Raw genomic sequence first — 25,824 nt, forward strand, 5'->3', positions numbered from 1 at the left:
ATGGCCCCCAACAGGCCTGGCCAGCGGTCTGGTTCGTCACCTGTCGGCCATCAGGCCTGCACGATTCACTCACGAAGTCGAGGTGAGGGCGTCGCGTGGTCATGCCCCGTGAGGGTGAGGGCCGCGAGCTCCTCATCGAGCGACCTGTAGCAGTCGCGAACGAACGAGTAGAGTGCCGCGCGGACGTCGAACGGACCGCGGGGGACTCACCGGTGAGAACAGTCACGGCCAACTACGCCTGCACAGCGGGGATACGGGCAACGGGGCGCAGGCGCGGCCGCGCGATCGGACTGTTCCTGACCCTGCTCGCGATGACAGCCCTCTTCGCAACCGCCACACCCGCCGTCGCCGCGGACACCCCCACTCCGGCCGCCTACCTCGCCGAGCGCCTCCGCGAGAACCCGGTCCACGTCTCCGACCAGTTCCCCCGCGAGGTCCCCCGCTCCAGCGCCCCCGACTTCTCCCGGATCGCGAAGAAGACCGGTGTCCCGACCTACGTCCTGGTCCTGCCGCTGCAGACCGGCGCGGACGCCCGGCAGCTGCTCGGCGCGGTGCACGACCGGCTGGGGCGCGACGGGCTGTACGTCCTCTTCGAAGGGCCGGACATCACGGAGGCCAGGGCCTTCGGCGTCGACGCCCCCGCCGACGCCGCCGTCACCGTCGCACAGTACGAACTCCCCTACGACGCAGGCGCGTTGCTCAGCTTCGAGCGCTTCGCCGACGTCATCGCGCAGGGCGCCGAGAAGGCCACCGCCCGCGCCGAGGCCGCTCGTGAGAAGTACCAGGACGACGAACCCGCCGAGATGTACATCGGCCCGTCCGACCGCCAGAACCAGTCGTTCCTCACGGGCATCCTGCTCACCGGCGTACCCCTGTCGATTCTGCTGCTCGCGGCCTACGCGAGGCGCGGGCGCCCGAAGAAGCCCGTCCTGCGCCGGTTCGTCTGGGGCGCGGCCGTCCTCTCCGCCGCCGCTGTCGCCCTCACCGCCACCGTCGCCTTCGACCAGACCCGGTCCAGCGCGGCGGAGCCTCCCGCCCCCGCCGACCTGTCCGCCCGGGTGGAGCGGGTCGCGGCGGGGCTGAAGCAGGACCCGGTGTACGCCGATCCGGAGAGCCCGCGCGTCCTCGACGCCCGTCAACTGGATCGGCTGCACGAGCGGATCCGGGACTTCCGGCGCTCCGACGGCGGCGGCCCGGTGTACGTCTCCCTCGTACCGCAGACGCCGGAGAGCGAATCGGCCGGCGACTCGGGGCTGTTCGCCGCGGCCGTACACGCCAAGGTGGGCCGGGACGGGGTGTACGTGGTCGCCGACCCGGCCGACGGCACGATCGACGTCTACAACCACGGCCTGCGCCTGGACGGCAACCGCCTCTCCTTCGACGTACCGGACTCCGTCACACTGGGCGACAGCAGGGCGGACGAGGCCGACGACCACCTCCTCGGTGAGCGCCTCGACGCGCTGATGACCTTCATCGACGACACCCCGCGCACCGACCGGCCCTGGTCCGAGCCCGCGCCCCCGGCGGCGCCGAACGCCACCCGCGAGACCGCCCTCCCCGCCCTGTTCTCCACGGACTTCTGGCCGGGCCTGTTCGTGGGCGCCTTCGCGGCCCTGCTGCTGTCGAGCCTCGTGGCCGGGGCGACAGGGATCGTCCAGGCAATTCGGCGGCGACGCTCCCCCGTACCCGAGCCGTCCGGCAGCCTCCCGCTCACCGCCCCGACCGAACCCTCGGTGTCCTACCTCCGGCGCACCGCTTACGCCGAACTAACTTCCCTCGCAGGTGAGTTCAGCGACCCGGACGACCGCGACCGCGCCTGGGACCACCTCGACGCCGCGCTGCTCCTGGTCGACGGCGACCCCGGGCGCGTCCGGCAGCCGGGGACGGACGCCCCGACCCTCGTCGCCGTGATCGTGCTCGCGCGAGCCGGCCGTGCCGGACTCGCCGGTGATCCGGCCGACCTCTGCTGCGGCGTCAACCCACTGCACGGGCCCGCCGCCCGCCGGCACCACGTCCGCGTCTCGGCCGGGGGCAACAGCCGCCGTCTGCTGCCCGTATGCCCGCTCTGCGGCGACACGGCCGTCGCCGCACCGGGCGACATCCCGGGCCGGCTGCTGAAGCTGCCCGACCCCTCCCTGGGCAACGCCCGCTTGCCCTACTACGACGTGACCGACGGCCCCCTGACCGCCGTACCGCAAGGAATCGCCCGGCTCATCGACAAGGTGAGGGAGACCGCAGGTGTCCACTGAAGTCGACCAGAGCGCCGCGAAGCGCGTGATCACTGCCCTCGCGGCACTGCTGCTGACGGCGCTCACCACGACGGGCACCGCGGGCGCGGCGGACGGCGGCACCCCGAGCGCCGGGCAGCGCATCGCGAGCGCCCTGCGCACCTCGCCCGTCTACGTCGACGAGGCCTACGCCGAAGCAGTACCGCCGTCCCGGCAACGGCAACTGGCGGACCGCATCCGCCGCACCGGCCTGCCCATCAAGGTCGTGCTCACACCGCTCACCAAGGGCGACGCCTTCGACGGCGAATCCGCCCTCCTGGCCGGGACGGTCCGCGACCGGCTCCCGGAACGGCGCGACCTCGTCCTCATCACGTCGGACGGCGACTTCCCCGACTCCCTCCAGGGCTACGAGTGGCCCGGCGACACCCACCAGGCGCGCAGGGCCGTGACGGCCGCCGGGTTCCTGGACGAGATGCGGGACGCGGGCCTTGCGGACCTGACGGCGAAGGCCGTGGACCTGGTGGCGGAGGGCAAGGGCGAGCAGCGCTACGAGGAGGCGATGCGCGACCTGGGCGGGCCGCCCCGCCCCACGCAGCCCGGCTCCGGCTCTGGCTCCAGTCCCGACTCCGGCTCCGGCATGACCGGCTGGTGGCTGTTCATCGCCGTACCCGCCCTGGCCCTGACCGCGCTCGCGACCCGCACGGCTCTGCTCCGTTCCCGTAGGCCCAACCCGGCCGTCCCCCACGTCGTGTTCGCCACGGCCCGCGCGGCCGACGAGGCGCGGGTGCGGCGCCGTGCGGAGGCGGAGGTACTGGCGCTGGGCGAGGCGACCCACGCCGCCGACGTGGCCGCGACCCCCGGCCTCCAGCAGGCCCTCGACGCGTACGCCGCGGCCGGCACGGTTCTCGACGGGGCCCGGGGCCTGCCGGACCTGGCGGGCGCCCTGGCCCTGGCGCAGGAGGGCCGCGACGCCCTGACCGGTTCGCCCGGCCTTCCCCTCTGCTTCTTCAACCCCCTGCACGGCCGCGCGGCCCTGCGCACCGGCTGGCGTCCGCTCGGCCGCCGGGACCGGCTCGACGTGGCGGTGTGCCAGGAGTGCGCGGACGCGCTGCGGGACCGCCGCGCCCCGGAGGTGCTCCCCGACACGGACGAGGACGGCCGTAGGGTGCCCTACTTCGAGGTACCGGCGGGACGGAGCGTGTGGGCGGCGTCCGGGTACGGCTCGCTGATGTCCCCCTCGGCCGGTCTCGCCAGGGCCCGTTGAACGGGCGCGGCCCCGTTCTGCCCACGGCCGCCGGTCTCGCCGAGGCCCGTTGAACGGGCACGGCTCCCTGGTGCCCCCGTCGGCCGGTCTCGGCAGGGGCCGTTGATCAGCCGGGCGGTCGGTCCTCGCGCAAGGCGTCGAACAGGGCACGGGCGCGACGGTCGTCCCACTTCACCGCGCTGCCCTTGGGGGTGCGCAGGTCAGGGTCGGCCACGGGCACGTTGAGCTGCCGCCCTCCGCGGCCCGTGGCCTTCCGCAGGGCCTCGAACAGCCCCATGAGGTCCGGCAGTTCGGTGCCCTCGTCGACGATGAGCGTGTCGAGGCCCGCGTCCAGGGTCGGGAACGACTTCGACGGGTCGGCGAGGGTGGACGGGGTGGCGGCCTTCCGGGCGAGGGCGGCGAGGAATCTCTGCTGGTTGCGGGTGCGGCCCAGGTCCCCCTGTTCCTCCTGCTTGCGCTGCCGTACGAAGGCCAGCGCCTCGGCGCCGTCGAGGGTCTGGCAGCCGGCGGGCAGATTCGCTCCGGAGTCCTTGTCCCGCACGGGTCGGCCCAGACACAGGTCGACGCCGCCGACGGCGTCCACCACCCCCACGAAGCCGGCGAAGCCGGGATCACCGAGTCGGTGCGGCGGCCCTCGGCCGAGCCGGTGTTGAGATCCTTCCGGTCCTGCGCGGACAGTCCCTCGCGGCTGTCGGAGCCGACGACCAGGTAGGTGGTGCCCTCACCGGCCGGCACCCGGGCGCCGAGCGCGCCGAGGTCGACCTCCTGGTTGAGCCGGGTGTCTGCCCAGACGTACGTACCGGCCCCGCCGAGCACCAGCGCGGACGCCAGGACGGCGGCCGTACGCAGGTACCTCCGGCCCCTGCCCGCCCGGCGCCGCGGGTTCCTGCTGCCGCGCCCGCCGCGGTGGTCCGGGCCGCTGTCGTAGCGGCCGGGGGCGGCGGGCGAGGGCATGCCGGGCAGGGGGGCGGTGCGGATCGAGGGCGGGGGAACGAGGGGTTCCCGCCGCGGGCTCCACTCCGGTGGGGATTCTCCCAGCCGGTCGGTCCAGTCGCTCATCGACGCCTCGAAGGTGCTGTGGGGGCTCTCGGGTCAGCGCATCGGCACACTCCTATACGGAACGGGCCCGCCGATCTGTTCAGCGGCAGTCCCGGACCGCTGCATCCGCTGCCACCGCAGCCGGCTGCCGAGCAGCAGCGCGACCAGCGACTGGATGACGACGAGATACATCAACTGCCGGTAGACGACGATCTGGAACGGCATCGACCACAGGGCCCGCACCGGCTCGCCGTCGAGTCTCAGCGCGTAGCCGGAGCAGACGATCTGGACGCCCAGGAACGCGAACCAGACCGCGGCGGACTCCCACGGGTCGCGGAACAGCACGCCGTACAGCGCGTACACGTCGATGACGGGCGCGAGCAGCGGCAAAGCGACCTGGAACAGCGCGAGATACGTCAGCCCGCGCCGCCCGAACCGCCCGGCCGGGCCCCTGCCGAGGAGAGCTCCCCGGTGCTTCCACATGGCCTGCAGCGTGCCGTAGCACCACCGGTACCGCTGCCGCCACAACTGCCGCAGGCTGGTGGGAACTTCGGTCCAGGCGACGGCGGACTCCTCGTACAGCACCCGCCAGCCGGACCGCCACAGGGCCATCGTCAGGTCGGTGTCCTCGGCGAGGGTGTCCTCGCTGACCCCGCCGACCCCGATCACGGCGTCCCGCCGGAACGCCCCGATGGCACCCGGCACGGTCGGCATGCACTCCAGCACCTCGAACATGCGCCGGTCGAGGTTGAACCCGAAGACGTACTCCAGGTGCTGCCATCTGGCCAGCAGACTGCGCCGGTTGCCGACCTTGGTGTTGCCGCTGACGGCACCCACGGCCGGGTGTGCGAGCGGCTGGACGATCCGCTCGACGGCGTCGGGCTCGAAGACGGTGTCCGCGTCGACCATCACGACGATGTCGTACCGGGCGTGTGCGATCCCGGTGTTGAGGGCGGCGGCTTTGCCCGCGTTGGCCTGCCGTACGACCTCCACCCGCGCGTCCCCCATGGTCTCGGCGATGTCGGCGGTCCGGTCGGTGGACCCGTCGTCGATCACGACGACCTGGAGCCGCCGGTGGGTGGAGTCGAGCAGCGACCGCAAGGTCGACCCGATCCCGGCCTCCTCGTTGTACGCAGGGACCAGCACGGTCACCGGCCCCGACGTCTCCCGCATCCAGGGCGCACCGGTCCGGAACCGCTCCAGCCGCCGCACATGGGCGCGGGCGAAGAGGGCGAGCAGCAACAGCCGCAGCACGCCGAGGCCGCCGGCGACGCCGAGGATCCAGATCATGGCGGTGGCGAAGGCCTGGCCGAGACCGGTGACGTGGATCAGTCCCCGCCCGGCCCATTTCTGAACGAGGGACGGGGAGGCGTACGGCACGAGCCCGAGCCCGTCGGACACGGTGGTGAACCGATCGACGCCCGGGTTCTTCAGGAGCCTGCGCGCCTCCGCGTAAGCGCTCTCCGTCTGACTCAGCTGCCGGACGATCCCCTGCACCGGCTTGCGCGACCCCTTGTCGGCGGCGACGAGCACGTACCCGTACCCGGCGGCCCGCCGCGCGGCCTGCCACTCGCGTCCGCACAGGGTGTCGGGGCTGGTGGTGCGGGGCATCCGCAGCAGGTTCGTCCGCCGTCCGGTGGCCCCGGCGAGGGCACTCTGGGTCAGCTCCAACTCGGCCCGGAAACGCGGCGCGGAGGACTCCCCGAGGACGGCCCCGGTATAGGTGTTGGACCCGATCTCATGCCCCTCGGCCCGGATCCGCTGTGTGAGTTCCGGATGCCGGGCGGCCTGGGAGCCGTGCACGAAGAAGGTCGCCCGCGCGTTGTGCCGTCGCAGCAGGTCGAGGAGCCGGGGTGTCCAGACGGGGTCGGGACCCCCGTCGAAGGTGAGCGCGACGGTCCGGGCGGGCATCGCCCCGGTCCGTATCCCGTCCCGGTTGATCCCGATCACGGGCCCGCCGCGGGCGACGACGTCGGGCACGGGAGCCGTACAGGGCGACCGCGCCTTGGCGGCGTCGACCTCGTGCCGGGTCCAGCCTTCGAAGATCAGCAGGGCGAAGACGAGGGGGAGGGTGAGGGCGAGGAGGAGCCAGTGGGCTCGGGGGTCGCGGGATTGTTTGTGACGGGCCCGGGTTTTGGCTTTGGTGTTGCCCTTGGCTTTGGACGGGGCGGGGGTCAGGGGGCGTCACCGCCCCCGGGCACTTCTTCACGGCCGCCTCGGGAGCCGCTGCCTCTTCTCGGCTTGGGGCGCTTGGTGTTGTGGGGGGTTCGCATGGGCCGGGAGTGTAGTTACGCGTCGGCGATTGGATGGCCGTAACAGCAAATTCCACGAGGCCGCGGCGCCCCCGACCGCATGCCGGTTCCCCATCGAGACTGCCCGGGGTGGCTCAGCGCTCGGCGACGAACGACCCCATGCCCCGGGTGGTGACGATCAGCCCTTCTTCCCGCAAGGCTGCGGTGGCCTTACGAACAGTCTCGCGAGCAACTCCGAACTCCTGCTCCAGCTTCACCTCGGAGATCAAGCCGCGCACCGGGTACTCGCCACTGGCGATGCGCTGCCGAACGACTTCGGCGATCTGCTGCCACTTCGGCCTGGTGGGGTCAAATTCGAACACCAGTGAACTGTACGTACGACCCTCCATGAAGGCATAGAAGCTCCTCTCAGCCCATATGGGTAGACAGGCCTGTACAAGTAGCTCTACGGTCTGTCACGACAGACCCCGGCGACGGATGGTGGCCGTCCCGGGGCATGGCCAACGCTACGAAGGAGCGCCGACATGCTGGACCTTACCGTCCGCACCCTCGCGTGGATGCTGAGCCTCTGCACCCCACGCCCTCGCGGCCGTCACCGCCTCGGCGCGGTGCCGCCCCTGCGGATCGTCCCCATCCCGCCCCCGCCGACCCGCTTCACCGAACTGCTGGACGGCACCGCATGCCGCCTGGTGCGCCCCTACGTCCTGGACCCCGCCGAACACCGCCGCCAACGCGAACGCCGTCGAGCCGCCCTCGGCACGGATGTGGGCGCTAAGCGCATCCACGGAGTGCGCGTACCGGTGGCCACCCGATGACGCGCCCGGCGATGCGGATGTGCACCCGCTGCGAACGCTCCACAGGCACACCGGTCCCCATCCGGCAGTTCCGGGCCCCGGCAGGCCTACCCCTCACCATCTACGCCTGCCAGGAGTGCATCTCTCACTACCCGGCCCTGGAGGGCGCGGTCGGTCTCCTGCAATCCCCCTACCGCCACTCGCGGATGACGCTCCACGTCTACCGAATCGACGCCGGAGGCGCCGTCACGGAGGACTGCGGAAAGGTCGAGATCACGGCCGGCGGCTCCGCCGAGCCCGTGCCGTACACCTCCGCATATCCGCCGTGCGCCTGCGCTGGATGCAGGGCGACGCGATAGCAAAAACCCCGGTTACACCGACGACCCCGGGCACGGACGACCGAGTGCCCGGGGCCGCCATGGCTGAGGCACGATCTGGGAACAACTCCGCGCCACTACACCCTCATACGCCCCAAATGCCCTGCGCAGCTCCCAGTTCGCTCTGGCGAAACCGAGAACCTCACCGATAGCGTCTGTCTCCCTGACCTCACATCTGTCTCACGGGGAGTATCCACTGTGAAGCGCCGCCCTTTGCCCGTTGCTGCCGCGCTGGCGGCAACGGCAGCACTGCTGTTGACGGCCTGCGGTAGCGGGGACGACAAGTCCAGCGACAACGACAAGATCGCAGGCGCCGACCAGGGAGCGAAGACGCCGAAGGAGTCGGCATCACCTTCGGGAGCACCGGCAGAGGACAAGCCGGACGGCGTGGACGTCTCTTTGCCCAAGGACATGAACCTGGTCTTCGACTGGGACAGGCCGAAGGACAAGAACGAGGCGGCTGCGATGGATGATGCGGCGAACTACGTCCGGGCCATCTATCGAGGCGTCGACAAGCGTACGACCAAGGACGCCTCTCTGGTCGCCTACTCGACAGGCGATGGGACGAGCTACGCGAAGACGCAAATCAACGCCCGACTGGACGGCGGTTGGACAGCGTACGGCACACGGCGCCATTACCAGGCCACTACCCGCTCCGCGCCGAACGGCAACTCCGTGGAGGTTGCGTTCTGTGTAGATTCGAGCAAATTCTACTCCAAGGAGATCAAGACCGGTAAGGTCCTGAAGGGCACCCCCAGCATCTCGTCCTTCGACTACTTCAAGATCGTCATGGTCAAGCTCCCCACTGGAGATGGTCTGTGGCAGGCTTCCAAGGTTTACGTCGAGGCCAAGGCGGCGAAGTGCCAGTGAACAGGTCACGGCAGCTAGCTCTCTGCAAGGGCACAGCTGCCCTGGGGCTAACCCTGATCATGCTCGCAGTCACGCAACCGGCCTATGCGGACGAAAAGCCGGCCAACGCTCAGGGCACCAACACAGAAGAGTCAGGCGGCAGCAACGAAAACGGTATCTACGCCGCCGCCCGCATCCAGTACTCCGGCTCCGTCGCCAAGGGCGGCGGCACCGGAAACGTAACGTCATCTGACATCAACTGGACACCGCCTCCCTGCTGGTACGCCCCTTACCTGGGCGCCAAGGACTTCAAGAAGGAGATGTCCAAGCACATCGACAGCCAGCTGAACACGCCTGGTATGGGCGGGACCGCGGGCGCGGCGCTCGGCGAGACCAAGCGCCACTACGAGGACGGCTTCGACATCCCCGGGAAACCCGGCTACAAGGACTACAACGTCGAGAACGACGGCAAGGGAATGTTCTGGGCCGGCGTCGAGAACCCCAACGAGCCGGACTACCTCAAGCGGACCTCGTGCACCGATCTCCCCTTCTGGGTGGAGAACGGCGATGCGCCACCGCCCCAGTACGAGGAGGCCATCTCACCGGAGATACTCGCCGCTCTGGCCTACCAGCACATGCAGCTGCCCGACACCAAGGTCACCCTCGCCCCCGAGGCCAACACCAAGGTGAACCTGCCGACCTGGGCCTGGCTCGACAAGGCCGTCTTCGACGAGGTCGAGGCGACGGCGGCTCTCAACGTCCCCGGCTTCAACATCCAGGCCACCACCACCGCCAGGCCGGTGTCCCTCAAGCTGGAGCCGGGCACCAAGGACGCCGAGACCTACCCGGCGTCCGGCGAGTGCGTCATCAACGCCGACGACTCCATCGGCGAGCCCTACGCCAAGGGGAAGGCCGACGAGACCCCGCCGTGCGGAATCAGGTACCTCCGCTCCTCCGGCGACAGCACGTACAAACTCCGGGCCACCATCACGTGGGACATCGACTGGACCGGCACCGGCGGCGCGGGCGGAGACCTTCCGAACGGCACCTTCGGCAACGAGCAAGCGATCACCGTCCAGGAGATCCAGGCCGTCAACCGGTGACTTTGGCCGCTACGCGAACGCCGAGACGGCATCACGAGGCCGGCACCGGCAGCCCCTGCGCTGCGGGGCGTATGAGCGGTAAGACGGCCGGAGAGGTGGAGCGAACGCCTCTGCGGCCGTCTTGCCCTGCTCCGCCCGGCGCCGGGCCGGCAGGCAACGTCGGCAGGTGGCTGCGCAACCGCACCTCAGGACTGATTTCATCGTGCAATCTTCGTGAAGAGCTCTGCACATCGCGGACCGCCCGCGCCATGAACTTTCACATACCCACCTTCGCAAGAGGTGCGCGCGACACATAAGCATTCCCACCCCCACCCCGACCCCCATAAATCACCCATACTCCACCGAGAAGTTCGCGCTGGCGAACCGCGGAACTCAGCAGGTACCGTCGGCGTTACCTGGCAGACCTTTCTCGCTTCTCGGGGGAGTCACTTGAAGCGTCGCCTTCCGTTCCGCACGCCGCCGCTGCGCATCACCCGTGCAGGCCCATTCAACGGACTCTACGGCCGCCGCATCAGCCACCGCACGCTCACGGCCGCCACCCGCTGACCCGGCACAGGCGGGGTCCGCCGCCCCGCAGGCCGCGCCTTACCCACCCACAGAGACTGAGCGCCACCATGAGCGATCTGCGCCTCGAAGACACCGTGTTCGAGCACTTGAAGAAGACCTTCTCCTCCATCAGCGACCGTATGGAGGACGCCCGCCGCGACCTTCGAGGAGCCGACTCCTCGGCTGTCGGCGAGAGCGGGCTCATCGAAGACGTCCAGGACTTCGCCGACGACTGGGGCTACGGCATCAAGCAACTCGGCAAGCACACCCACGGCGCAGTCAAGATGATCAACAAGATCGGCGAGACGTTCGACGGCCTCGATCTGGAGCTGGCTCAGTCACTCAAGGTCAAGAAGAAGGGCAAGTAACGTGGCCGGTCAGCGCACCGTTCCTCCCAACATCGGCTGGGATCCCACGCCCGGGAGCGTGGAGGACACCCAGCAACTCGCCAAAAGACTTGGCAAGTTGGCAGGCGAGCTTGGCACAGCCGTACGCGAGTTGGAGCGCATAGAGTGCGGAGCCTGGAAGGGCAAGACCGCCGTCGCCTTCACCGAGTACATCGGCCAGGACGTCACCCCACTGATCCGAAAGAGCCACGAGTCCTTTGACAAGGCTTCGCGCGCACTGCATCGCTGGGCCAACGAGCTCCAGGACTTCCAGGACGAGACGGACCGCCTGGAGAAGAAGGCGGGAGAGAAACTCGACGCCAAGGCGGAAGCCAAGGAAGGCACTGAGGAATACGGCAAGGCCTCTGGCGATGTCACCGGCCTCATTCAGAAGGTCCATGAACTGGAGGACCGTTACAAGCAGGCCGCGGCGAAGATCAGCAAGGAACTGGACAAGGCCGCCGACATCGCCCCCGACGAGCCGGGCTTCTGGGAGAAGCTGGGCACGGGCATTGCAAACGCCTGGGACGCCACCGGCGACTGGCTCAAGGAGCACGCCGACCTGATCAAGGCGATCGGTGACGTGCTCAGCGACATCACAGCCGTCCTCGGGCTGCTTGCCATCGTCACGCTTCCCTTCCCGCCCCTCGCCGCCATCTTCGGCACTGCCGCGCTCATCGGCGCGGGCCTCACGCTGGCTACGCATGGGGTGGCCAAAGCAGCCGGAGCGGACGTGAGTTGGGCTCAACTCGGGCTGGATGCGGTGGGCCTGCTGCCGGGAATCGGCATGTTCGGCAAGGGAATCAAGGTGGTCGGTGCGGGCAAGGCTGCGTTGACGGCAGAGAGGCTCGGTACGGGCTTCAGTGCCACCAAGCTCGGCAGTTCACGGGTGCTGATGTCCTTCGGTAAGGAATCCGCAGACATCGTCGGAGGGTTCGGGAAGGCCGGCTTGGTAAAGATCGGCGGTATGTCCGACGATGTCTTCGAAGTTGCGCACGGGAGCAGCGGCTTGATGTCTCGTATGGGGGGCCTCTCTTACGCGGGCTACCATCAAGGACAGCTGATCGGTTCCAAGGGAGCCAATCTGATTCCCGGCGTGAACATCAACCCCTTCGGGGCGGGCGGTATAGCCCTCGATGCGGGCCTCAAGATCGCCCCCAAGATCTACGGCCACGTGGCGGGCGACTAGCCCGAGGTTGCGCCATGGCACCCAAGATGGCCGCGAAAGGAAGTGTGAGGACATGAGCGTGTGGTGGCCCAGCTCGGGAGAGACTTTCATCGCCCGTGCTCCGCTGACTTTCGCCACGGGCGCGGCCACTCGGGTCAAGGGAATGCGTTGGTTTCGCGACAGCGAGCGCAACGACATCCAGAACGAACTAGACGGCTGGCCCGAAGGACCGTCATACACCGCCCGTTCTTCGGGGAGCACCGCCGGCCGGAACACCGTGAAGGGCGCCGCCATGGCGGCCGGTGTGGCTGTCATGGGCCTCCTGTCGTCCCAGTCGGGCAGTGTCGGCCCAGGCCGTTCAGACAAGGGCTCGGACACCTCGCACGACCGACCTGACGAGGTCGAGGATTTCCCGGTCATGTGGGCCGCTCGGGGCTCCACCGCACGCACTCTGCCTTGGCAGTTGGACCCCTCGCGCTCCCCTCAGGACGAGTACCGCACACACGCGATCGTCACCGACCAGCGGCTCGTGATCGTGGGTTTCCCATATTTCAAGGGGGACGAGAGGCGCATCTCCGACGAGTTCCTCTGGGAGACACCTCGGTCCGGCATCGAAGGGGTCGAGCTCCGGGATTTCAAGCTCGGCAACGACGCAAAGATCGCATTCACTGACGGTTCCTGGTGCAGAGTTAGCAGCATCAAACGGGAGAGGCTCACTCGTTACCTGATCGAACCTGTCGACTTCATCCCGCTGACATCGCTGACGCAGGCGCAACGCAACACCGCTGAGAGGTTTGCAGCAGCTCAGGCACCGGATGCCCAGCCGCCTTTGGTCAAGCGGAACCCATGTGGATGTTTTCGGGTCGAAGTCGTGGCACCGAGCACCGTTCATGCTTCCTTCGGTCACTCCGGGCTGAACACGGTAATGGACCTGAACGGCACGGAACTCGGTCTGACGGAATACCACCAAGAAGACTTCCTGACCTAACACTCAGGCCCTGCACTCGACCGGAACGGCACACTACCTCCATGATCCCAGCCGCTGACTCCGCGAACGCCCAGCACGTCAGTGCTGCTGACGGGAACATCCCGCCCCTCTGGTTCCTCGCCCCCGAGGGCTTCTTCGCACTGCCCATCGCCGCCACCCCGGAGGAGCGCAGCGAACGCGCCCTCTCCTTCGTCCGAGAGCTGTACTCCCGGGGCGATGAGACCATCTGGGAACCTGCCGCCCCCTATTACGCGGCGATTGCCGAACTCATGGGAGACACCGGTGTCTCCTATGCGGCCATGGGCTTGTTCTCCACGGCTGACGAAAGCGAAGTGCCAGAGGGACAGGTAATCAGGCACGAACCTGCCGAGGGCATCGCCCAATGCGCCTTCACCGTCGCCATCGCCCCCACGGACCAGGCCGGCATCGACACCGATGTCGTCGCCCAGGGCATCCTCGCGACCCACTCCAGCGACCCGTACAACGACGCCATCTGGCTCGATCTGCCGTGCGGCCCGGCGGTGTCCTGCGTCAGCTTGCGCGAATACGACCTCGGCCCGGAAGCATCCGCCGACGGCGAGGCCACGAAACTCCTCACGGGCCAGATCCAGGTTTACGTGCCCTTCCCGACCGGCCCCTTCACAGCGATCTTCACGCTTTACACGGCCTCGATGGACCACTGGACCGACATTTACCGCTTGTTGTCGGCCGTCCTGCAGACCGTTTCCTTCGTCGAACCGACCGAAGCTTGGGCCGAGGAACGGTCACAGGGCCTGCCCGGAGAGGCATGACCACTCCGGCAGCACTCTCCGACGTTGCTATGAGAATTGCGCCGGAGCACTGGTATGGAACTGCCCATGACCTGTTTGCATTCCGCCTCACCCTCTGCGCGCCGCGCGGCTCTTCCCCTTGCCCTTCTTTCGAAGTCTCCGCAGTCGTTCCAGCTCCCGCGCCGCTTCTACCTCGGACCGAGCGCTGGCCCAACGCCAGAAAAGCCAGCCCATGACGCCGATGCCGAGCGCATAGGCGAGGAATGCGCTCCCAGTACCGGGGATGTACTCACAGCTGGCTGAGCGGCAGTTCTTGCCGGGCAGTCCACTCAGCAGATAGAAGAGCGGCCCGAATGCCACTGTGCAACAAGCCGCAGTGCCCGCCGCTCGCAGCCTCTGCATCCGACGGGTCTCCCCTGCCCGACTCAACGCGCAGCGCAGACCGCCCGTCGCCCCGACTACAGTGATCAGCCCGAGAACGCCGCCGACCGCCCAAGAGCCTCCGGGCAGGTCGACCAACACAGGGACCGTTTCACGAGCGAACCGCTTCCACAGTCCCATGAACAGCAGAATGGCGCCCACCCCGACGACCAGGCAGAGAACCCCGACGACGATTCCCACACCATCCGGCGCCCGGAGCCGATTGTCGGCAGCCGTAGCGTCAGCTTGTCGCTCCACCCGTCGTCCCTTCCTCGACGGGGCAGGCACCCGCCGCAACTCGCCCTCGGAGTCTGGTCTTCACTGCCACGTCACGTCCAGTGCAACGTGTCCGCCACCGCGTCGAAGAGCCCGACCATCTGACGCGCCAGCGGATCCAGGGGCGTAGAGAACGACAGGATCAGCCACTCATCAGTCGCCGGGACAGGAACGTAATACTTCACCGTGGTCGTTGGGAGTTCGTTCCCCAGTTGCGTGGTGGGAGAAGCCGCTTCGGAGCGGAACTCGCGGACCGCACCGCCAGCGACGGGGAGTTTGACCACGGCAGTTTCCGCCCCACGCCGGCCAAGCACGTCAGCGAACGTGTGCACGTCGGAGGATGAGGGCATGGTTCCAGGCGCGGCAAAGCTCACCAAGAGCGATGACGAAAGCGGCAGAGGCCCGATCCGCAGGGTCGACAGGTACAACTCGATACCGCCGGCCTGATACGCGTCTTTCGCTGTCTTCTGCAACTCACGCATCATCTGCTCCTTGAGCAGAGGAGCGTTGTCGACACCATGGAACTGCTGTTCCGCCAGCGCGATGATGCTGCGGTCACGGTGTTCCGGGTCCAACGACAGCTTGAACCAGCCGTCGGGGACGATCAGATTGTAGTCTTTCGGCGGCGTCGTGGCGTCCTCGTCTTCCCAGGGCTCAGGCATCAGGGCTGCCCGCCTCCGGAATCGGGTTGCCCTCCGCGTCGAGCGGCACGAAGCGCAGCGTCGGAATCAGCGCATCGACTTCCTCTGTGAGTTGATCGCTGTGTTCCATGGCGCCCCAGTTCATCGTCGCCAGGAGCACGTCTGAGGTCTCGGGCACCAAAAGGGCATACGAAACGGCTTCAGTGAGCTTCTTGCCGAACCCCAGCACCCCCTTGGACTGGTACATGGCCTGCAGCCGAACTGCCGATCCGACGGGCAGCTCGACCCTGCTGACCTGCGGTTCCCCGACGATCTCCTTGTGGCCCCGCAGCATGTTCTCGACCTCGTCCAGAGAGAGAGTGGTTTCGTCCTCGCCGAAAATCTGGACGTCGAACGTGGCGTAGTGTGCTCCGCCTGCGGCGAAGAACGCGGCGGCGAGAACCGCGTGATTCTTTTCGGCGGCTCGAGCAAGGTGAATGAGGTCCTTCTCGATGGACTCCTTCGAGGCCACGAGATCCAGTGGGTTGAAGGACTCAACGACTTCCCGCGCCCAGGCGGACTTCTCTGCGGAGTCGAGTCCGGCACCGGCTGTCAGGTCGACCCAACCGTCAGAAAAATGCAGCCGACAGGTCCAGTCGTCAATTTCAACTGTCATGTCGATCTCCTAGAGGGCCGGTCGAGTGTTTTCGTCGAGATAGATGTTTCCACCGGTCACAGCGTATCCGATGCCGGTCAGGACGTTGACCGTGGTCTTGACGCCGTTCAGGCCTGGGATGTCGGGGAAGTTGGCGGCCATAGGCTTGATCGACTTGAGACTCGCAGCAACTTCAGCGTCGACCAACGACACCGATTTCGCCACCCCCCCGTTCGCTGTGATCGCTTCCTTCGCGCCCCGCCAACTGCTCGGATTGAACACGGTCTTGGCGTTGTCCGCGAATCCTTTCCACCCGCTCTTTGTGACCAGCTCGGTGAAGGGACTGGCCATCGTCTTGCCGAGCTCCTTCGGTGTCATCGAGAACACCTTCGTGAAACCCTGCGAGCCGAGCTTGTTCAGCTTCTGACGATCACGCTTGAAGGCCTTGCCTATGCCCGGCGTCTTGCTCGACTTCATTCTGGTGAGCCGCTTGAGCACAGTCCCCGCGTACTTGCCGGCAAGCTTCGAGAACGCCTTGCCGACACCGATCATCAGGAAGCCGAGCGCCGCCTCACCCAAATCCATGAGGTCCGCGTTTCCGCGCATGTAAAGAACTGCCGTACAGATGAAACCGACCAACGACATGACGAGAGCGATGGTGCCGAGAATTCCGGCCAGCGCCTGTCCGATCACTGGAATCCAGCCAACCATCAGGGACAACACACCGCACACGGTGGCGATCGTTCCTGTAATGTCCGCGATGTCGTCGAGAAGGCTGTCCCAGAACCCGTCCTTCAACGCATCATCGGATATGACCTCGTCGATCGCGTCACAGGCCCGCTTGGCGGCGGCATCTCGGATGCGCTTCGCCTCTTCGATCTTCTCCTGGGCAGCCTTGACGACATCATCGGCCGCCTTCTGCTGATCCTCGAGGTCCTTCTTCTTCGAGTCGTCTTCCGCGTCGGCTAGCTTCGTCCCGGCTGCACGTTTGTCGTCTTCCGCCGCTTGGGCTTCCTTGAGGGCCTGATCAGCTATTTGCTGAGCGCGGTTCAGGTCAGAGGCGTAGTTCGTGGGCGAGGCATGGACCTTGTCCGCATAACCACCGCCGACGTCGACGACTTTGTCTCCGAGTGCGGCCGCGGCAGTCGCGTAGCGCTTTCGCGCCGCTTCCAGCTTCCCCGTTGAGCCTTCAGCCCGTTTACGGAACTCCCTGCCCGCTTCGCTGTCCCAGGAGTCGACCTCAGAGATGGCCTTGAGGTTCTTTACCTGACGCTCGAGTTCTTCAGCAGTCTTCTTGAGTTTCTTCCCCAAGCCTGCAACCCTGTCCGGGTCTCCTGGGACAGGGTCGAACCAGCACAGCGGCGACCAATCACGAGGACGTCCTCCAGCCACGGCGACTCACTTACCCTTCTTGCCGGGGCTCTGGGCTTCGCGGATCACCCTGGCCAACTCGTGATCCAACTTGCTGTACGTCTTTGCAGCAGCCAGCGCATACTCCGACAAGAACTTGAGTTCTTCCTGTAGCTTGTCCCGATTCAGGTTCCAGTTCGCCTCGAAGTCCTCGAACTTGTCGGTCAGGTCATCGTGTCCGAAGTCTTCTCCATACGATTCCACGACGCCCGGCAGGCCCTCGAACGCCTTGTGAATCCGCCCAAGGCCTTTCCCCATCTCCCGAATGACGTCAAGGTCGTCGATCCGCGCGTGGTCAGCCACAGGTCACCGCCGCAAGCGCACTCTTCATCATGCAGATCCCCCGATGCGCGAGTTTCGCGCTCATCAATGTGAAAGCGTCGGCACTTTACTCACCCTTGGCGCTTGGCGCCAACCAACACCGCCGCGCCGCACACCGCATCCTGGGCAAGCCTGCAGCTGCCTCCGAGGCAGGTCGGCCCGTCAGCTACCTGCTCATTACCGCACTGGCGGGGGATTGGGGCAGGCGAGCCAAGAGCGATGGTGTCGTCCTCGTCAGCCAACGGGGCGGTGCAGCTACCTGGCGCGCACGCCACTCCGCCCCGCCCCGTGACCTCAGTAGAACGTCACTTGCTCCGAGCCTGCTTGGCCAGCTCCTCATCGATCTGCTCGAACTTGTCCGCGGCCATGGTCAGGTAGTCACCCATGCCGTCCAGACCGTCCAGCGTGTCCTTCATGCCGCGCACGAACTCGTCGAAGTTCTCGTCGAACGCCTTCGACGAGCTCTTCGTGACGTAGCCGCCCTGCACGAGGTTGTTGATGTACTTCTTCAGGCCCTCGAGCTTCTCCTGGAGCTTTTCCTTCTCCTTCACGACATGCTTGGCTGCATCCCGCATGTCCTGATATGTGACATCAAGGTCCTTGGCCATGAAGCCGCTCCCTCTCGCAACGCCGCAGGGCCAACCCCCGTGGCTTCCCTGTTTGCGGACTCACCGGCTCAGAAGCCGAGTTGCCGGTCACAGCCGGCAACCGGTGTGATCGTCCGCTCTTGCGTCAGCAGCTTACGGGTGTGGCCTGTGGTGCCCCATACCCGGCTTGTGAACGAGCCGTCATGAAAGCGTGTACGACGTTGCCATCGGGAACGTCACGGCGCCTCCCCATTGCCCCGCCGTCGTACCGAACGGATATCGTCCCAGTACCACTGTGACCCGCGTGACTGAAGCGAGCAGGACAGCCGGCAGAACGGCAAGCGCTCAGCACAGCGGCAACCAGCGACAGACACCACAGGAGCCACACCGGCCCAGTGGCACGGGGAGGACAAGTCGTGCGCCTGACTCTGACCGTCGTCGACCCGTACGGCGGTGGCACCGCCGACGTCGTGCTCGATGCCGATCCTGAGTCCACCGTGGGGGACATCGCGCAGGAGCTGGCCAAGCAGGTGGGGCACAGCGGGGCGCAGGTCATCCCGCTCGGGCAGCACCGGCACGCGCCGGCCAACAACGCGCCCCTCGTGTACGTGGACGGGTACGCCGTCGATCCGAGCGCCACTGTCGTGGGGTCGCCCCTGCGCGAGGGTGCCATCGTCAGTCTTCAGGATCCGTCCGGGTGTCTGCCGGGTGAACCCACCGGGCTGGTCGAACTGCGGGTCGTCGGCGGGCCCGCCGCCGGGTTCGTGCACCGGCTCGGCGTGGGGCGGTACGACATCGGCAGCGGGGCGGCGTCGTACGTCCGGATCGACGATCCCGAGGTCGACGCCCGGGCCCTCACCCTCTCCGTCGCCACCGACGGCACCTGCCAGGTCGCCGTGCACATGGACAAGGAGCACGTCACCCTCGACGGCGCCTCCCTCGCCGAGGACAAGGACAAGGACAAGAAGAAGGACGAGCCCGGCGGCAAGAAGCGCGGCAAGAAGAAGGACCAGGACAAGACCGACGACAAGAAGGCCGGTCCGACCGAGTGGCCCCTCGGCGCTCAGATCGGCGTCGGCAACACCCTTCTTGAACTGACCCGTTACACACCCCCGAACGCCGCCCTCAAGTGGTCCGACGACGGCGTGGGCCTCGACTACAACCGGCCCCCGCGGCTGCGTCCGCCCGAGCGGCAGACCAACTTCCGGCTGCCGTCGTCGCCGCGTGAGTACGAGGCCAGACCGCTGCCCTGGCTGATGGCGCTGACGCCGCTCGTCGGTGCCGTCGTGTCGGTGATGATCTTCCAGCGCTGGTACTACCTGATCATGGCGGCCCTCAGCCCGGTCCTGCTCTTCGCCAACTACTACAACGACAAGAAGCACGGGCGTAAGTCGCACGCCAAGCAGGTCCAGGAGTACGAGGAGCAGAAGGAGCGGATCGAGAAGGACGCCCAGGACGCGCTCGTCGCCGAGCGGAACGACCGGCGGCAGGCCATCCCCGACCCGGCGACCGTGCTCGCCCTCGGGACCGGCCCCCGTACCCGCCTGTGGGAACGGCGGCGGACCGACCGTGATCACCTCCTGATCCGTTGCGGAACCGGGCAGTTGCCCTCCGAGGTGGTGCTCGACGACCCCGAGCAGGACGACCACCGCCGCCAGGTGACCTGGAAGATCGAGGACGCCCCGGTCGCGCTGCACCTGCGCACCCTCGGTGTCGTCGGCATGGCCGGGCCCGGGGACTCCGCCCGGGCCCTGGGGCGCTGGGCCGTCGCGCAGACCGCGGCGCTGCACAGCCCGATGGACGTGCAGTTCTACGTGCTGAGCGACAACGCCGCGCGGGAGTCCTGGGACTGGGTGCGCTGGCTGCCGCACGCGCGGCCGTCCGGCGGGCAGGACGTCAACGCGCTCATCGGGACCGACGCCGAGACCGTCGGCGCCCGCATCGGCGAACTGACGCAGATCCTCGACGCCCGCAAGAAGGCCGCCGAGGAGAACAAGTCCTCGCAGGGTTCGTCCTTCAGCGACCCCGACATCGTCGTCGTGTGGGACGGGTCGCGGCGGCTGCGGTCCCTTCCCGGCGTCGTACGGCTGCTGCGCGAAGGCCCGTCCGTGTCCATGTTCGCCCTATGCCTGGATGCCGAGGAGCGGTTCCTGCCCGGTGAGTGCCAGGCGTACGTCGTGGCCGAGCCGAAGGCCGAGGAGTACCGGCCGGCCGCCCAGCAGGTGCAGCAGCAGTCCCAGCAGACCGCCGGCGGGTTTCCGTCCTTCCAGGCCTGGAACAGCACAGCCCAGCAGCCCGAACAAGCCGATCGCAGCGAGCAGTTGAGGCTGCGCGTGGAGGAGGCCGGGGCGGAGCGCCTGAAGGACGTACGGCCCGACTTCGTCTCCGCCGCCTGGTGTCTGCGGCTGGCCCGGTCGTTGTCGCCGCTGCGGGACATCAGCGGCGAGACCGAGGACTCGGCGCTGCCCGGGTCGAGCCGGCTGCTGGACGTGCTCCAGCTGGAGCCGCCGACCAGTGACGCCATCGTCGCCCGCTGGCGGATGGGCGGGCAGTCGACGCTGGCCGTCATCGGTGAGTCGTACGACGGGCCGTTCGGCATCGACATCCGCAAGGACGGGCCGCACGGTCTGATCGCCGGTACGACCGGTTCGGGTAAGTCGGAGCTGTTGCAGACCATCGTGGCGGCGCTGGCGGTGGCGAACACGCCCGAGAACATGACGTTCGTGCTCGTCGACTACAAGGGTGGCGCGGCGTTCAAGGACTGTGTGCATCTGCCGCACACGGTCGGCATGGTGACCGACCTCGACGCCCACCTCGTGGAGCGGGCGCTGGAGTCGCTGGGTGCGGAGCTGCACCGGCGCGAGCACATCCTGGCCGCCGCCGACGCCAAGGACATCGAGGACTACCAGGACCTGGTGCGCCGGGACCCCTCGCACCGGCCGGTGCCCCGGCTGCTCATCGTCATCGACGAGTTCGCCTCGATGGTGCGTGACCTGCCGGACTTCGTCACGGGTCTGGTGAACATCGCCCAGCGTGGTCGTTCCCTCGGCATCCACCTGCTGCTGGCGACGCAGCGGCCGTCCGGTGTCGTGTCGCCCGAGATCCGCGCCAACACCAACCTCCGTATCGCGCTGCGGGTGACGGACGGCGGCGAGTCGTCCGACGTCATCGACTCGCCCGAGGCCGGGCACATCTCCAAGAACACCCCGGGTCGCGCGTACGCCCGGCTCGGGCACGCCTCCCTCGTGCCGTTCCAGTCCGGCCGCGTCGGTGGCCGCCGGCCGGGCGCCGCCGACCCTGCCGTGCTGATGCCCTGGGTGGGCCCGCTGACCTGGGAGGACCTGGGCCGGGCAGCCCTGGTGAAGCCGAAGGCGGAGTCCCGTGAGGACGAGGAGATCACCGACCTGAAGGTCCTCGTCGACACGATCCGCGACGCCAACAGCTCCCTCGGCATCCCGCCGCAGCACAGCCCGTGGCTGCCCGCCCTGGACGAGACGCTGCTGCTGGACGAGATCGAGCTGCCGGTGTTCGCCGGCGGTCCGGGCAAACTGCCGCCGGCGCCGTACGGCATCGAGGACCTGCCCGCGAGCCAGTCGCGCCGCCCGGTCGCGGTGGACTTCTCCTCCTTCGGCCACTTGATGATCGGCGGCGCCCCGCGCAGCGGCCGTTCCCAGGTGCTGCGCACCCTGGCGGGCTCCATCGCCCGTACGCACTCCATCGCCGACGTGCACCTCTACGGCATCGACTGCGGCAACGGCGCGCTCAACGCGCTGACGCGGCTGCCGCACTGCGGCGCGGTCGTGAGCCGTAACCAGACCGAGCGGGTCGTGCGGCTGGTCAACCGGCTCAAGAACGAGATGAGCCGCCGCCAGGACGTGCTCGCGGACAAGGGCTTCGCGGACATCGGCGAGCAGCGGGCGTCGGTCGCCGAGGACGAGCGGCTGCCGCACATCATGGTGCTGCTGGACCGCTGGGAGGGCTGGGTGCCCACGCTCGGCGAGGTCGACCACGGCTCGCTGACCGACGAGTTGCAGACGATGATGCGCGAGGGCGCGAGCGTCGGTATCCACCTGGTCCTGACGGGCGACCGCACCCTCCTGGTGGGCCGGATCGCGACGCTCACCGAAGACAAGTACGGTCTGCGGCTCGCCGACCGCAGCGACTTCTCGGCGCTGGGCATTCCGGCGCGGAAGGTGCCGGAGGAGATTCCGCCGGGGCGTGCGTTCCGCAACGAGTTCGGCACGGAGACGCAGTTCGCGCTGCTCGCGGAGGACACGTCCGGTCAGGGCCAGGCCGCGGCGCTGGCGGCGATCGGCGAGGCGGCCGCGGCCCGCGACGCCGCCGTCCCCCGCTCGCGGCGCCCGTTCCGGGTCGACAGCCTGCCCAGCCGCATCTCCTTCCCGGAGGCGTGGGAGCTGCGCGACCCGGACGTGTCCCGCTCGCGCCTGTTCGGTCTGGCCGGCATCGGCGGCGACGAGATCGTCGGCTTCGGCCCCGATCTGGCGGAGGGCGTGCCGGCATTCGTCATCGCGGGCCCGGCCAAGTCGGGCCGCTCGACGGTCCTGCTGAACTTCGCCCACTCCTTCCTGTCCCAGGGCACCCGGCTGGTCATCGCGGCCCCGCGCCAGTCCCCGCTTCGCCAACTCGACGGCATGGAAGGGGTGCTGAAGGTCTTCACCGGTGACGACATCGACGAGGACGAGTTCGAGGAGCTCATCGACGAGGCGTCCTTGGAAGAGCCGATCGCGGTCCTCATCGACGACGGCGAGATCCTGGAGGACTGCGACGCCGAGAGCCAGATGAAGAAGCTGGTCTCGCGCGGCGCCGAGCGGGGGCTGGCGCTCGTCATCGCCGGTGACGAGGAGGACGTGTGCAGCGGCTTCTCGGGCTGGCAGGTCGACGCGAAGAAGGCCCGCCGCGGCATCCTGCTCTCCCCCCAGGAGACCTCCAGCGGCGACCTCATCGGCGTCCGCCTCAACCGCGGCATGGTCGGCGGCCAGGTCGCCCCCGGCAAGGGCATGCTCCACCTCGGCGACGGGGAGCTGCGTACGGTCGTCATTCCGGGGTGAGGCGGTGAGCGGGGGCTCGGCGAGGCCGAAGCGGAGGAAGGCGGCGGGGGCCGCCTTGCGGTACGAGCACCGGCTGGGGCGGCCGATCACCGAAGGGACCAAGAAGGGTGACTACGGCTGTGCTTGGGGCTGCGTGGCGCTCCCCGGCTTCGTCGTCCTGCTGATGCCGCTGGTCCTCTTCAAGACGTACTGGGGCCACGAGCTCTGGGGCGACCTCGCTCCGGCCTGGCCCGGCGGTGCGTACGCCTTCACCGGCACCGTCGGCGCTCTGGTGCCGCTGGTCTTCCTCGCCTGGGTGGCGCCGCTTTTCCGGATGAACTGGGACTGGAAGAAGAGCAAGCCGCGTTCGCTGGCCTGGGCGGCCGCGTCCCTGCCGGGGCTCGCCGCGGGCTACCTGATCGCCGGGGTGATCAGCTCGACCGCACGCCCCAAGCGGCGCCGCGACTGGGACGCCGACTGCTACAGCCAGGGCGGGCCCTGCTGGGTGCACGTGCACTACCCGTGGTTGTGGGTCGTCGGCCTGGTCAGCACCCTGGCGGCGGCCGCGCTGCTGATCACCCTGCTGGTCAAGCTCAGCCGCAGGGCAACACCCCCTACCGCACCTTCGACATCCGGGCCTGAGCCCGCCCCGACTCCGTGCTCTCCGAGCGGTACTGGAGGTCGTCGCCCACCGGCTTGAGGTGGACGGTCGTCTTGGCGGGGTTGCAGCCGCTGTGGTTGGTCTTCGCGCCGACCGACGTCGCGACGAGTTCCGTCTTCGTCACCTGCTTCAGGGTGAGTACGTCGACGCAGACGCCGCCGATCGGGTCGGTCTGGCGGAGGGTGCCCAGTTCCTGGCCGACGGCGGTCCGTTCGACCGTGAGGCGGAACGTGCCGAGGGGCAGTCTGCCGTCGAGGGCGACGCCCTGGCCCTCCCAGGTGCCGAGGTACGTGGCGGGTCCCGCGTCGGTGGAGGGAGCGGAGCTCGCGGTCGCCGCCGGAGGGGAGTCGGACCCGCTGCCCGCGTCCGCGTCGTCCTGGCCGCCGCGCCCCGGCAGCAGGTCGAACACGAACACCGACCCGATCGTCACGGCCGCCATCGCCCCGGCGACCGCCAGCGCCACGGAGCAGCTCAGCCTCCGCACCCGCCCGCCGCTCTCGCCCTCCGGCGTGGACGTGGCGGCGACGGAGACGGTGACCCTGCCGGGCCGCCGGCCCGAGGCAGGGGCGGCGTCCTGCGGATGGTCGCCGTCCCGGGGTTCGGGTACGGCGGTGGAGAAGGGGGCGGGTGCCCCGGGCTCGTCGGAGGTCCCCGGCGCCGCGGGCGGACCGGTTGCCGCGGATGCCCCCGTCGCCGTCGGCGGCCCGGTGGTCGCCGGCGCCCCGGTCGTCGCCGGCTCTCCGGTCGTCGCCGACGCCCCCGATGCTCCGGCGGCCCCGGCGGCCCCGGAGCTCGCCGAAGCCCCGGACGCCCCGGATGCCCCAGAGGCCCCATTCTGGTACGCCTCCGCCCCCGCGGGCACCCCGCCGCCCCCAAACGCCCCGGCCCCCGGCAACACCACCGGCATCACCGGCGGCGGCCCGAACACCCCGAGTCCCTCGCCCGGGCCGCCGGCCGCGTCCGGCGCCCCCACCGACGGGCTGCTGAAGGCGACCGGCCCGGACGGCGCTCCGGCCCCCGGTCCCAGACCCGCCCCCGGCCCCGTCACCTCCAGGTTCAGCAACTGCACGGCACTCCGGCTCACCTGCTCCACCAGCGCCCCCGGCAGCCAGCCGCCCGCCACCAGCCGGGCCGCGCCCTCGGGGGCCAGTCGGCGGGCCAGCTCAGGCGGGGCGGGCCGGGTCGCCGGGTCCTTCGCCAGGCACTGCGCCGTCAGGCCCCGCAACTCCCCGTCCAGCAGCCCGAGTTCCGGCTCCTCGTGGACGACCTTGTAGAGCAGGGCGGCGGAGGAGTCCCCGGGGAAGGGCGGCCGGCCGGTCGCCGCGTACGCGAGGACCGCGCCCAGAGAGAAGACGTCGGCGGCGCCCGTGACGGCCTTGCCCAGGATCTGCTCGGGCGACATGTAGCCGGGCGAGCCGATGGACACGCCGGTGGAGGTGAGGGACGCCGTGCCGTCCGTGGCCCGGGCGATGCCGAAGTCGATCAGCAGCGGGCCGTCGAGGGTCAGCAGGACGTTCGACGGCTTCACGTCCCGGTGCACCAGCCCCAGCTCGTGCACCGCCGCCAGCGCCTCGGCGAGGCCCGCGCCCAGCGCCCGTACGGTGGGGGCCGGCAGGGGACCGCCGTCGGCGACCGCGGCCGACAGGGACGGGCCGGCGGCGTACGCGGTGGCCACCCAGGGCACCCGCGCCCCGGGGTCCGCGTCCAGGACGGGCGCCGTCCAGGCGCCGCCCACCCGGCGCGCGGCCTCGACCTCGCGCCGATGGGGGTCCCCCCTGCTCGAGCGAAGCCGAGAGCTTGGGGGAGGGCCCGGAACTCCTCGTCCAGCGCGAAGTGCGGATGCACGATCTTCACGGCGACCGTGCGGCCACCGGCACTGCGGCCCAGGTAGACCCGGCCCATGCCGCCGGAGCCCAGCCGGCCGAGCAGCCGGTAGGGCCCCACGACGGTGGGTTCGTCGACGTCGAGCGGCCGCATGGGCGTCACCCCTCCCCCGTGGGCAGGCGGGGACGGCTCCGGTCCCGGTACGCCTGCACTCCCCCAGCAGAGTAGTGCGGGAGCAC

General features: G+C 68.9%; 19 protein-coding genes and 1 pseudogene. 11 read left to right on the forward strand and 9 right to left on the reverse strand.

Annotated features, from left to right (window positions below; genetic code table 11):
* Positions 1 to 311 precede the first annotated feature (311 nt).
* Complete coding sequence (locus tag OO68_RS16430; RefSeq protein WP_245237000.1) at positions 312 to 2,249, forward strand: hypothetical protein; 1,938 nt, start codon at positions 312 to 314, stop codon at positions 2,247 to 2,249.
* The gene (locus OO68_RS16435; RefSeq protein ID WP_033309081.1) at positions 2,239 to 3,492 is read left to right on the forward strand and encodes a hypothetical protein; all 1,254 of its coding nucleotides are present in this window, start codon (positions 2,239 to 2,241) and stop codon (positions 3,490 to 3,492) included. Before OO68_RS16430 ends, OO68_RS16435 begins: the two co-directional genes overlap by 11 nt.
* Before the next feature lie 106 nt (positions 3,493 to 3,598).
* Here the strand turns inward: OO68_RS16435 and OO68_RS48480 are convergent, their stop codons facing one another.
* The 3 genes from OO68_RS48480 to OO68_RS16450 all read right to left on the reverse strand — a co-directional run bounded on the left by OO68_RS48480 (position 3,599) and on the right by OO68_RS16450 (position 7,144).
* Entirely contained in the window at positions 3,599 to 4,075 is a 477-nt protein-coding gene (locus tag OO68_RS48480) for an LCP family protein (RefSeq protein ID WP_342449657.1), read from the reverse strand.
* A 509-nt stretch (positions 4,076 to 4,584) separates the two neighbouring features.
* Positions 4,585 to 6,708, reverse strand: coding sequence for a bifunctional polysaccharide deacetylase/glycosyltransferase family 2 protein (locus OO68_RS16445; RefSeq protein WP_500691359.1), 2,124 nt, complete (start codon positions 6,706 to 6,708; stop codon positions 4,585 to 4,587).
* Between the two features lie 208 nt (positions 6,709 to 6,916).
* On the reverse strand, positions 6,917 to 7,144 hold the full coding sequence (locus OO68_RS16450; protein WP_033309133.1) for a GntR family transcriptional regulator: 228 nt from the start codon (positions 7,142 to 7,144) through the stop codon (positions 6,917 to 6,919).
* Positions 7,145 to 7,306: 162 nt separating this feature from the next.
* On the opposite strand from OO68_RS16450, the gene OO68_RS16455 reads away from it, so the two are divergent.
* The 7 genes from OO68_RS16455 to OO68_RS16490 all read left to right on the forward strand — a co-directional run bounded on the left by OO68_RS16455 (position 7,307) and on the right by OO68_RS16490 (position 13,784).
* A complete protein-coding gene (locus tag OO68_RS16455) occupies positions 7,307 to 7,597 on the forward strand; it encodes a hypothetical protein (protein WP_033309083.1) in 291 nt (96 codons plus the stop codon).
* Between the two features lie 554 nt (positions 7,598 to 8,151).
* Positions 8,152 to 8,823, forward strand: a complete 672-nt coding sequence (locus OO68_RS16465) for a hypothetical protein (RefSeq protein WP_078625327.1) — start codon at positions 8,152 to 8,154, stop codon at positions 8,821 to 8,823.
* Between the two features lie 59 nt (positions 8,824 to 8,882).
* Positions 8,883 to 9,905, forward strand: a complete 1,023-nt coding sequence (locus OO68_RS16470) for a hypothetical protein (RefSeq protein WP_245237002.1) — start codon at positions 8,883 to 8,885, stop codon at positions 9,903 to 9,905.
* Positions 9,906 to 10,519: 614 nt separating this feature from the next.
* Positions 10,520 to 10,819 carry a hypothetical protein gene (locus tag OO68_RS16475; RefSeq protein ID WP_030840073.1) on the forward strand — a complete coding sequence of 100 codons (300 nt, stop codon included), beginning with the start codon at positions 10,520 to 10,522 and terminating at the stop codon, positions 10,817 to 10,819.
* 1 nt (position 10,820) lies between these two features.
* Positions 10,821 to 12,026 carry a WXG100 family type VII secretion target gene (locus tag OO68_RS16480; protein ID WP_033309086.1) on the forward strand — a complete coding sequence of 402 codons (1,206 nt, stop codon included), beginning with the start codon at positions 10,821 to 10,823 and terminating at the stop codon, positions 12,024 to 12,026.
* 52 nt (positions 12,027 to 12,078) lie between these two features.
* Positions 12,079 to 12,993, forward strand: a complete 915-nt coding sequence (locus OO68_RS16485) for a hypothetical protein (RefSeq protein WP_033309087.1) — start codon at positions 12,079 to 12,081, stop codon at positions 12,991 to 12,993.
* 41 nt (positions 12,994 to 13,034) lie between these two features.
* Positions 13,035 to 13,784, forward strand: coding sequence for a hypothetical protein (locus OO68_RS16490; protein ID WP_033309088.1), 750 nt, complete (start codon positions 13,035 to 13,037; stop codon positions 13,782 to 13,784).
* A 728-nt stretch (positions 13,785 to 14,512) separates the two neighbouring features.
* Here the strand turns inward: OO68_RS16490 and OO68_RS16495 are convergent.
* From OO68_RS16495 to OO68_RS16515, 5 genes are all read right to left on the reverse strand, one after another.
* Positions 14,513 to 15,121 (reverse strand): hypothetical protein, encoded by a 609-nt coding sequence (locus OO68_RS16495; protein ID WP_033309089.1) that lies wholly within the window; start codon positions 15,119 to 15,121, stop codon positions 14,513 to 14,515.
* Entirely contained in the window at positions 15,114 to 15,755 is a 642-nt protein-coding gene (locus tag OO68_RS16500) for a hypothetical protein (RefSeq protein WP_033309090.1), read from the reverse strand. The genes OO68_RS16495 and OO68_RS16500 overlap by 8 nt, the downstream gene beginning before the upstream one ends.
* A gap of 9 nt (positions 15,756 to 15,764) precedes the next feature.
* A complete protein-coding gene (locus tag OO68_RS43110; RefSeq protein WP_051814670.1) occupies positions 15,765 to 17,045 on the reverse strand; it encodes a hypothetical protein in 1,281 nt (426 codons plus the stop codon).
* 87 nt (positions 17,046 to 17,132) lie between these two features.
* Positions 17,133 to 17,447: a hypothetical protein gene (locus OO68_RS16510; RefSeq protein WP_033309091.1), complete on the reverse strand. Its 315-nt coding sequence runs from the start codon at positions 17,445 to 17,447 to the stop codon at positions 17,133 to 17,135.
* A 323-nt stretch (positions 17,448 to 17,770) separates the two neighbouring features.
* Positions 17,771 to 18,073 (reverse strand): WXG100 family type VII secretion target, encoded by a 303-nt coding sequence (locus tag OO68_RS16515; RefSeq protein WP_033309092.1) that lies wholly within the window; start codon positions 18,071 to 18,073, stop codon positions 17,771 to 17,773.
* 395 nt (positions 18,074 to 18,468) lie between these two features.
* Between OO68_RS16515 and OO68_RS16520 the strand changes: the two genes are divergently transcribed.
* Positions 18,469 to 23,121 (forward strand): FtsK/SpoIIIE domain-containing protein, encoded by a 4,653-nt coding sequence (locus tag OO68_RS16520; RefSeq protein WP_033309093.1) that lies wholly within the window; start codon positions 18,469 to 18,471, stop codon positions 23,119 to 23,121.
* 55 nt (positions 23,122 to 23,176) lie between these two features.
* Entirely contained in the window at positions 23,177 to 23,800 is a 624-nt protein-coding gene (locus tag OO68_RS16525) for a hypothetical protein (protein WP_033309094.1), read from the forward strand.
* On the opposite strand, the pseudogene OO68_RS42310 reads toward OO68_RS16525, so the two are convergent.
* A pseudogene (locus tag OO68_RS42310) lies at positions 23,715 to 25,738 on the reverse strand (serine/threonine-protein kinase). The gene OO68_RS16525 and the pseudogene OO68_RS42310 sit on opposite strands and share 86 nt — an antisense overlap.
* Between the last annotated feature and the right edge of the window lie 86 nt (positions 25,739 to 25,824).

This window comes from Streptomyces iakyrus (genome assembly GCF_000717055.1).
GTDB classification, from domain to species: domain Bacteria; phylum Actinomycetota; class Actinomycetes; order Streptomycetales; family Streptomycetaceae; genus Streptomyces; species Streptomyces iakyrus.

Bases quoted from the DNA above. Each gene is read 5' to 3' on its own strand.
- OO68_RS16430 (WP_245237000.1), top strand. From the start codon at position 312: ATGACAGCCCTCTTCGCAACCGCCACACCCGCCGTCGCCGCGGACACC.
- OO68_RS16455 (WP_033309083.1), top strand. From the start codon at position 7,307: ATGCTGGACCTTACCGTCCGCACCCTCGCGTGGATGCTGAGCCTCTGC.
- OO68_RS16470 (WP_245237002.1), top strand. From the start codon at position 8,883: ATGCTCGCAGTCACGCAACCGGCCTATGCGGACGAAAAGCCGGCCAAC.
- OO68_RS16475 (WP_030840073.1), top strand. From the start codon at position 10,520: ATGAGCGATCTGCGCCTCGAAGACACCGTGTTCGAGCACTTGAAGAAG.
- OO68_RS16485 (WP_033309087.1), top strand. From the start codon at position 12,079: ATGAGCGTGTGGTGGCCCAGCTCGGGAGAGACTTTCATCGCCCGTGCT.
- OO68_RS16490 (WP_033309088.1), top strand. From the start codon at position 13,035: ATGATCCCAGCCGCTGACTCCGCGAACGCCCAGCACGTCAGTGCTGCT.
- OO68_RS16495 (WP_033309089.1), bottom strand. From the start codon at position 15,121: ATGCCTGAGCCCTGGGAAGACGAGGACGCCACGACGCCGCCGAAAGAC.
- OO68_RS16500 (WP_033309090.1), bottom strand. From the start codon at position 15,755: ATGACAGTTGAAATTGACGACTGGACCTGTCGGCTGCATTTTTCTGAC.
- OO68_RS16515 (WP_033309092.1), bottom strand. From the start codon at position 18,073: ATGGCCAAGGACCTTGATGTCACATATCAGGACATGCGGGATGCAGCC.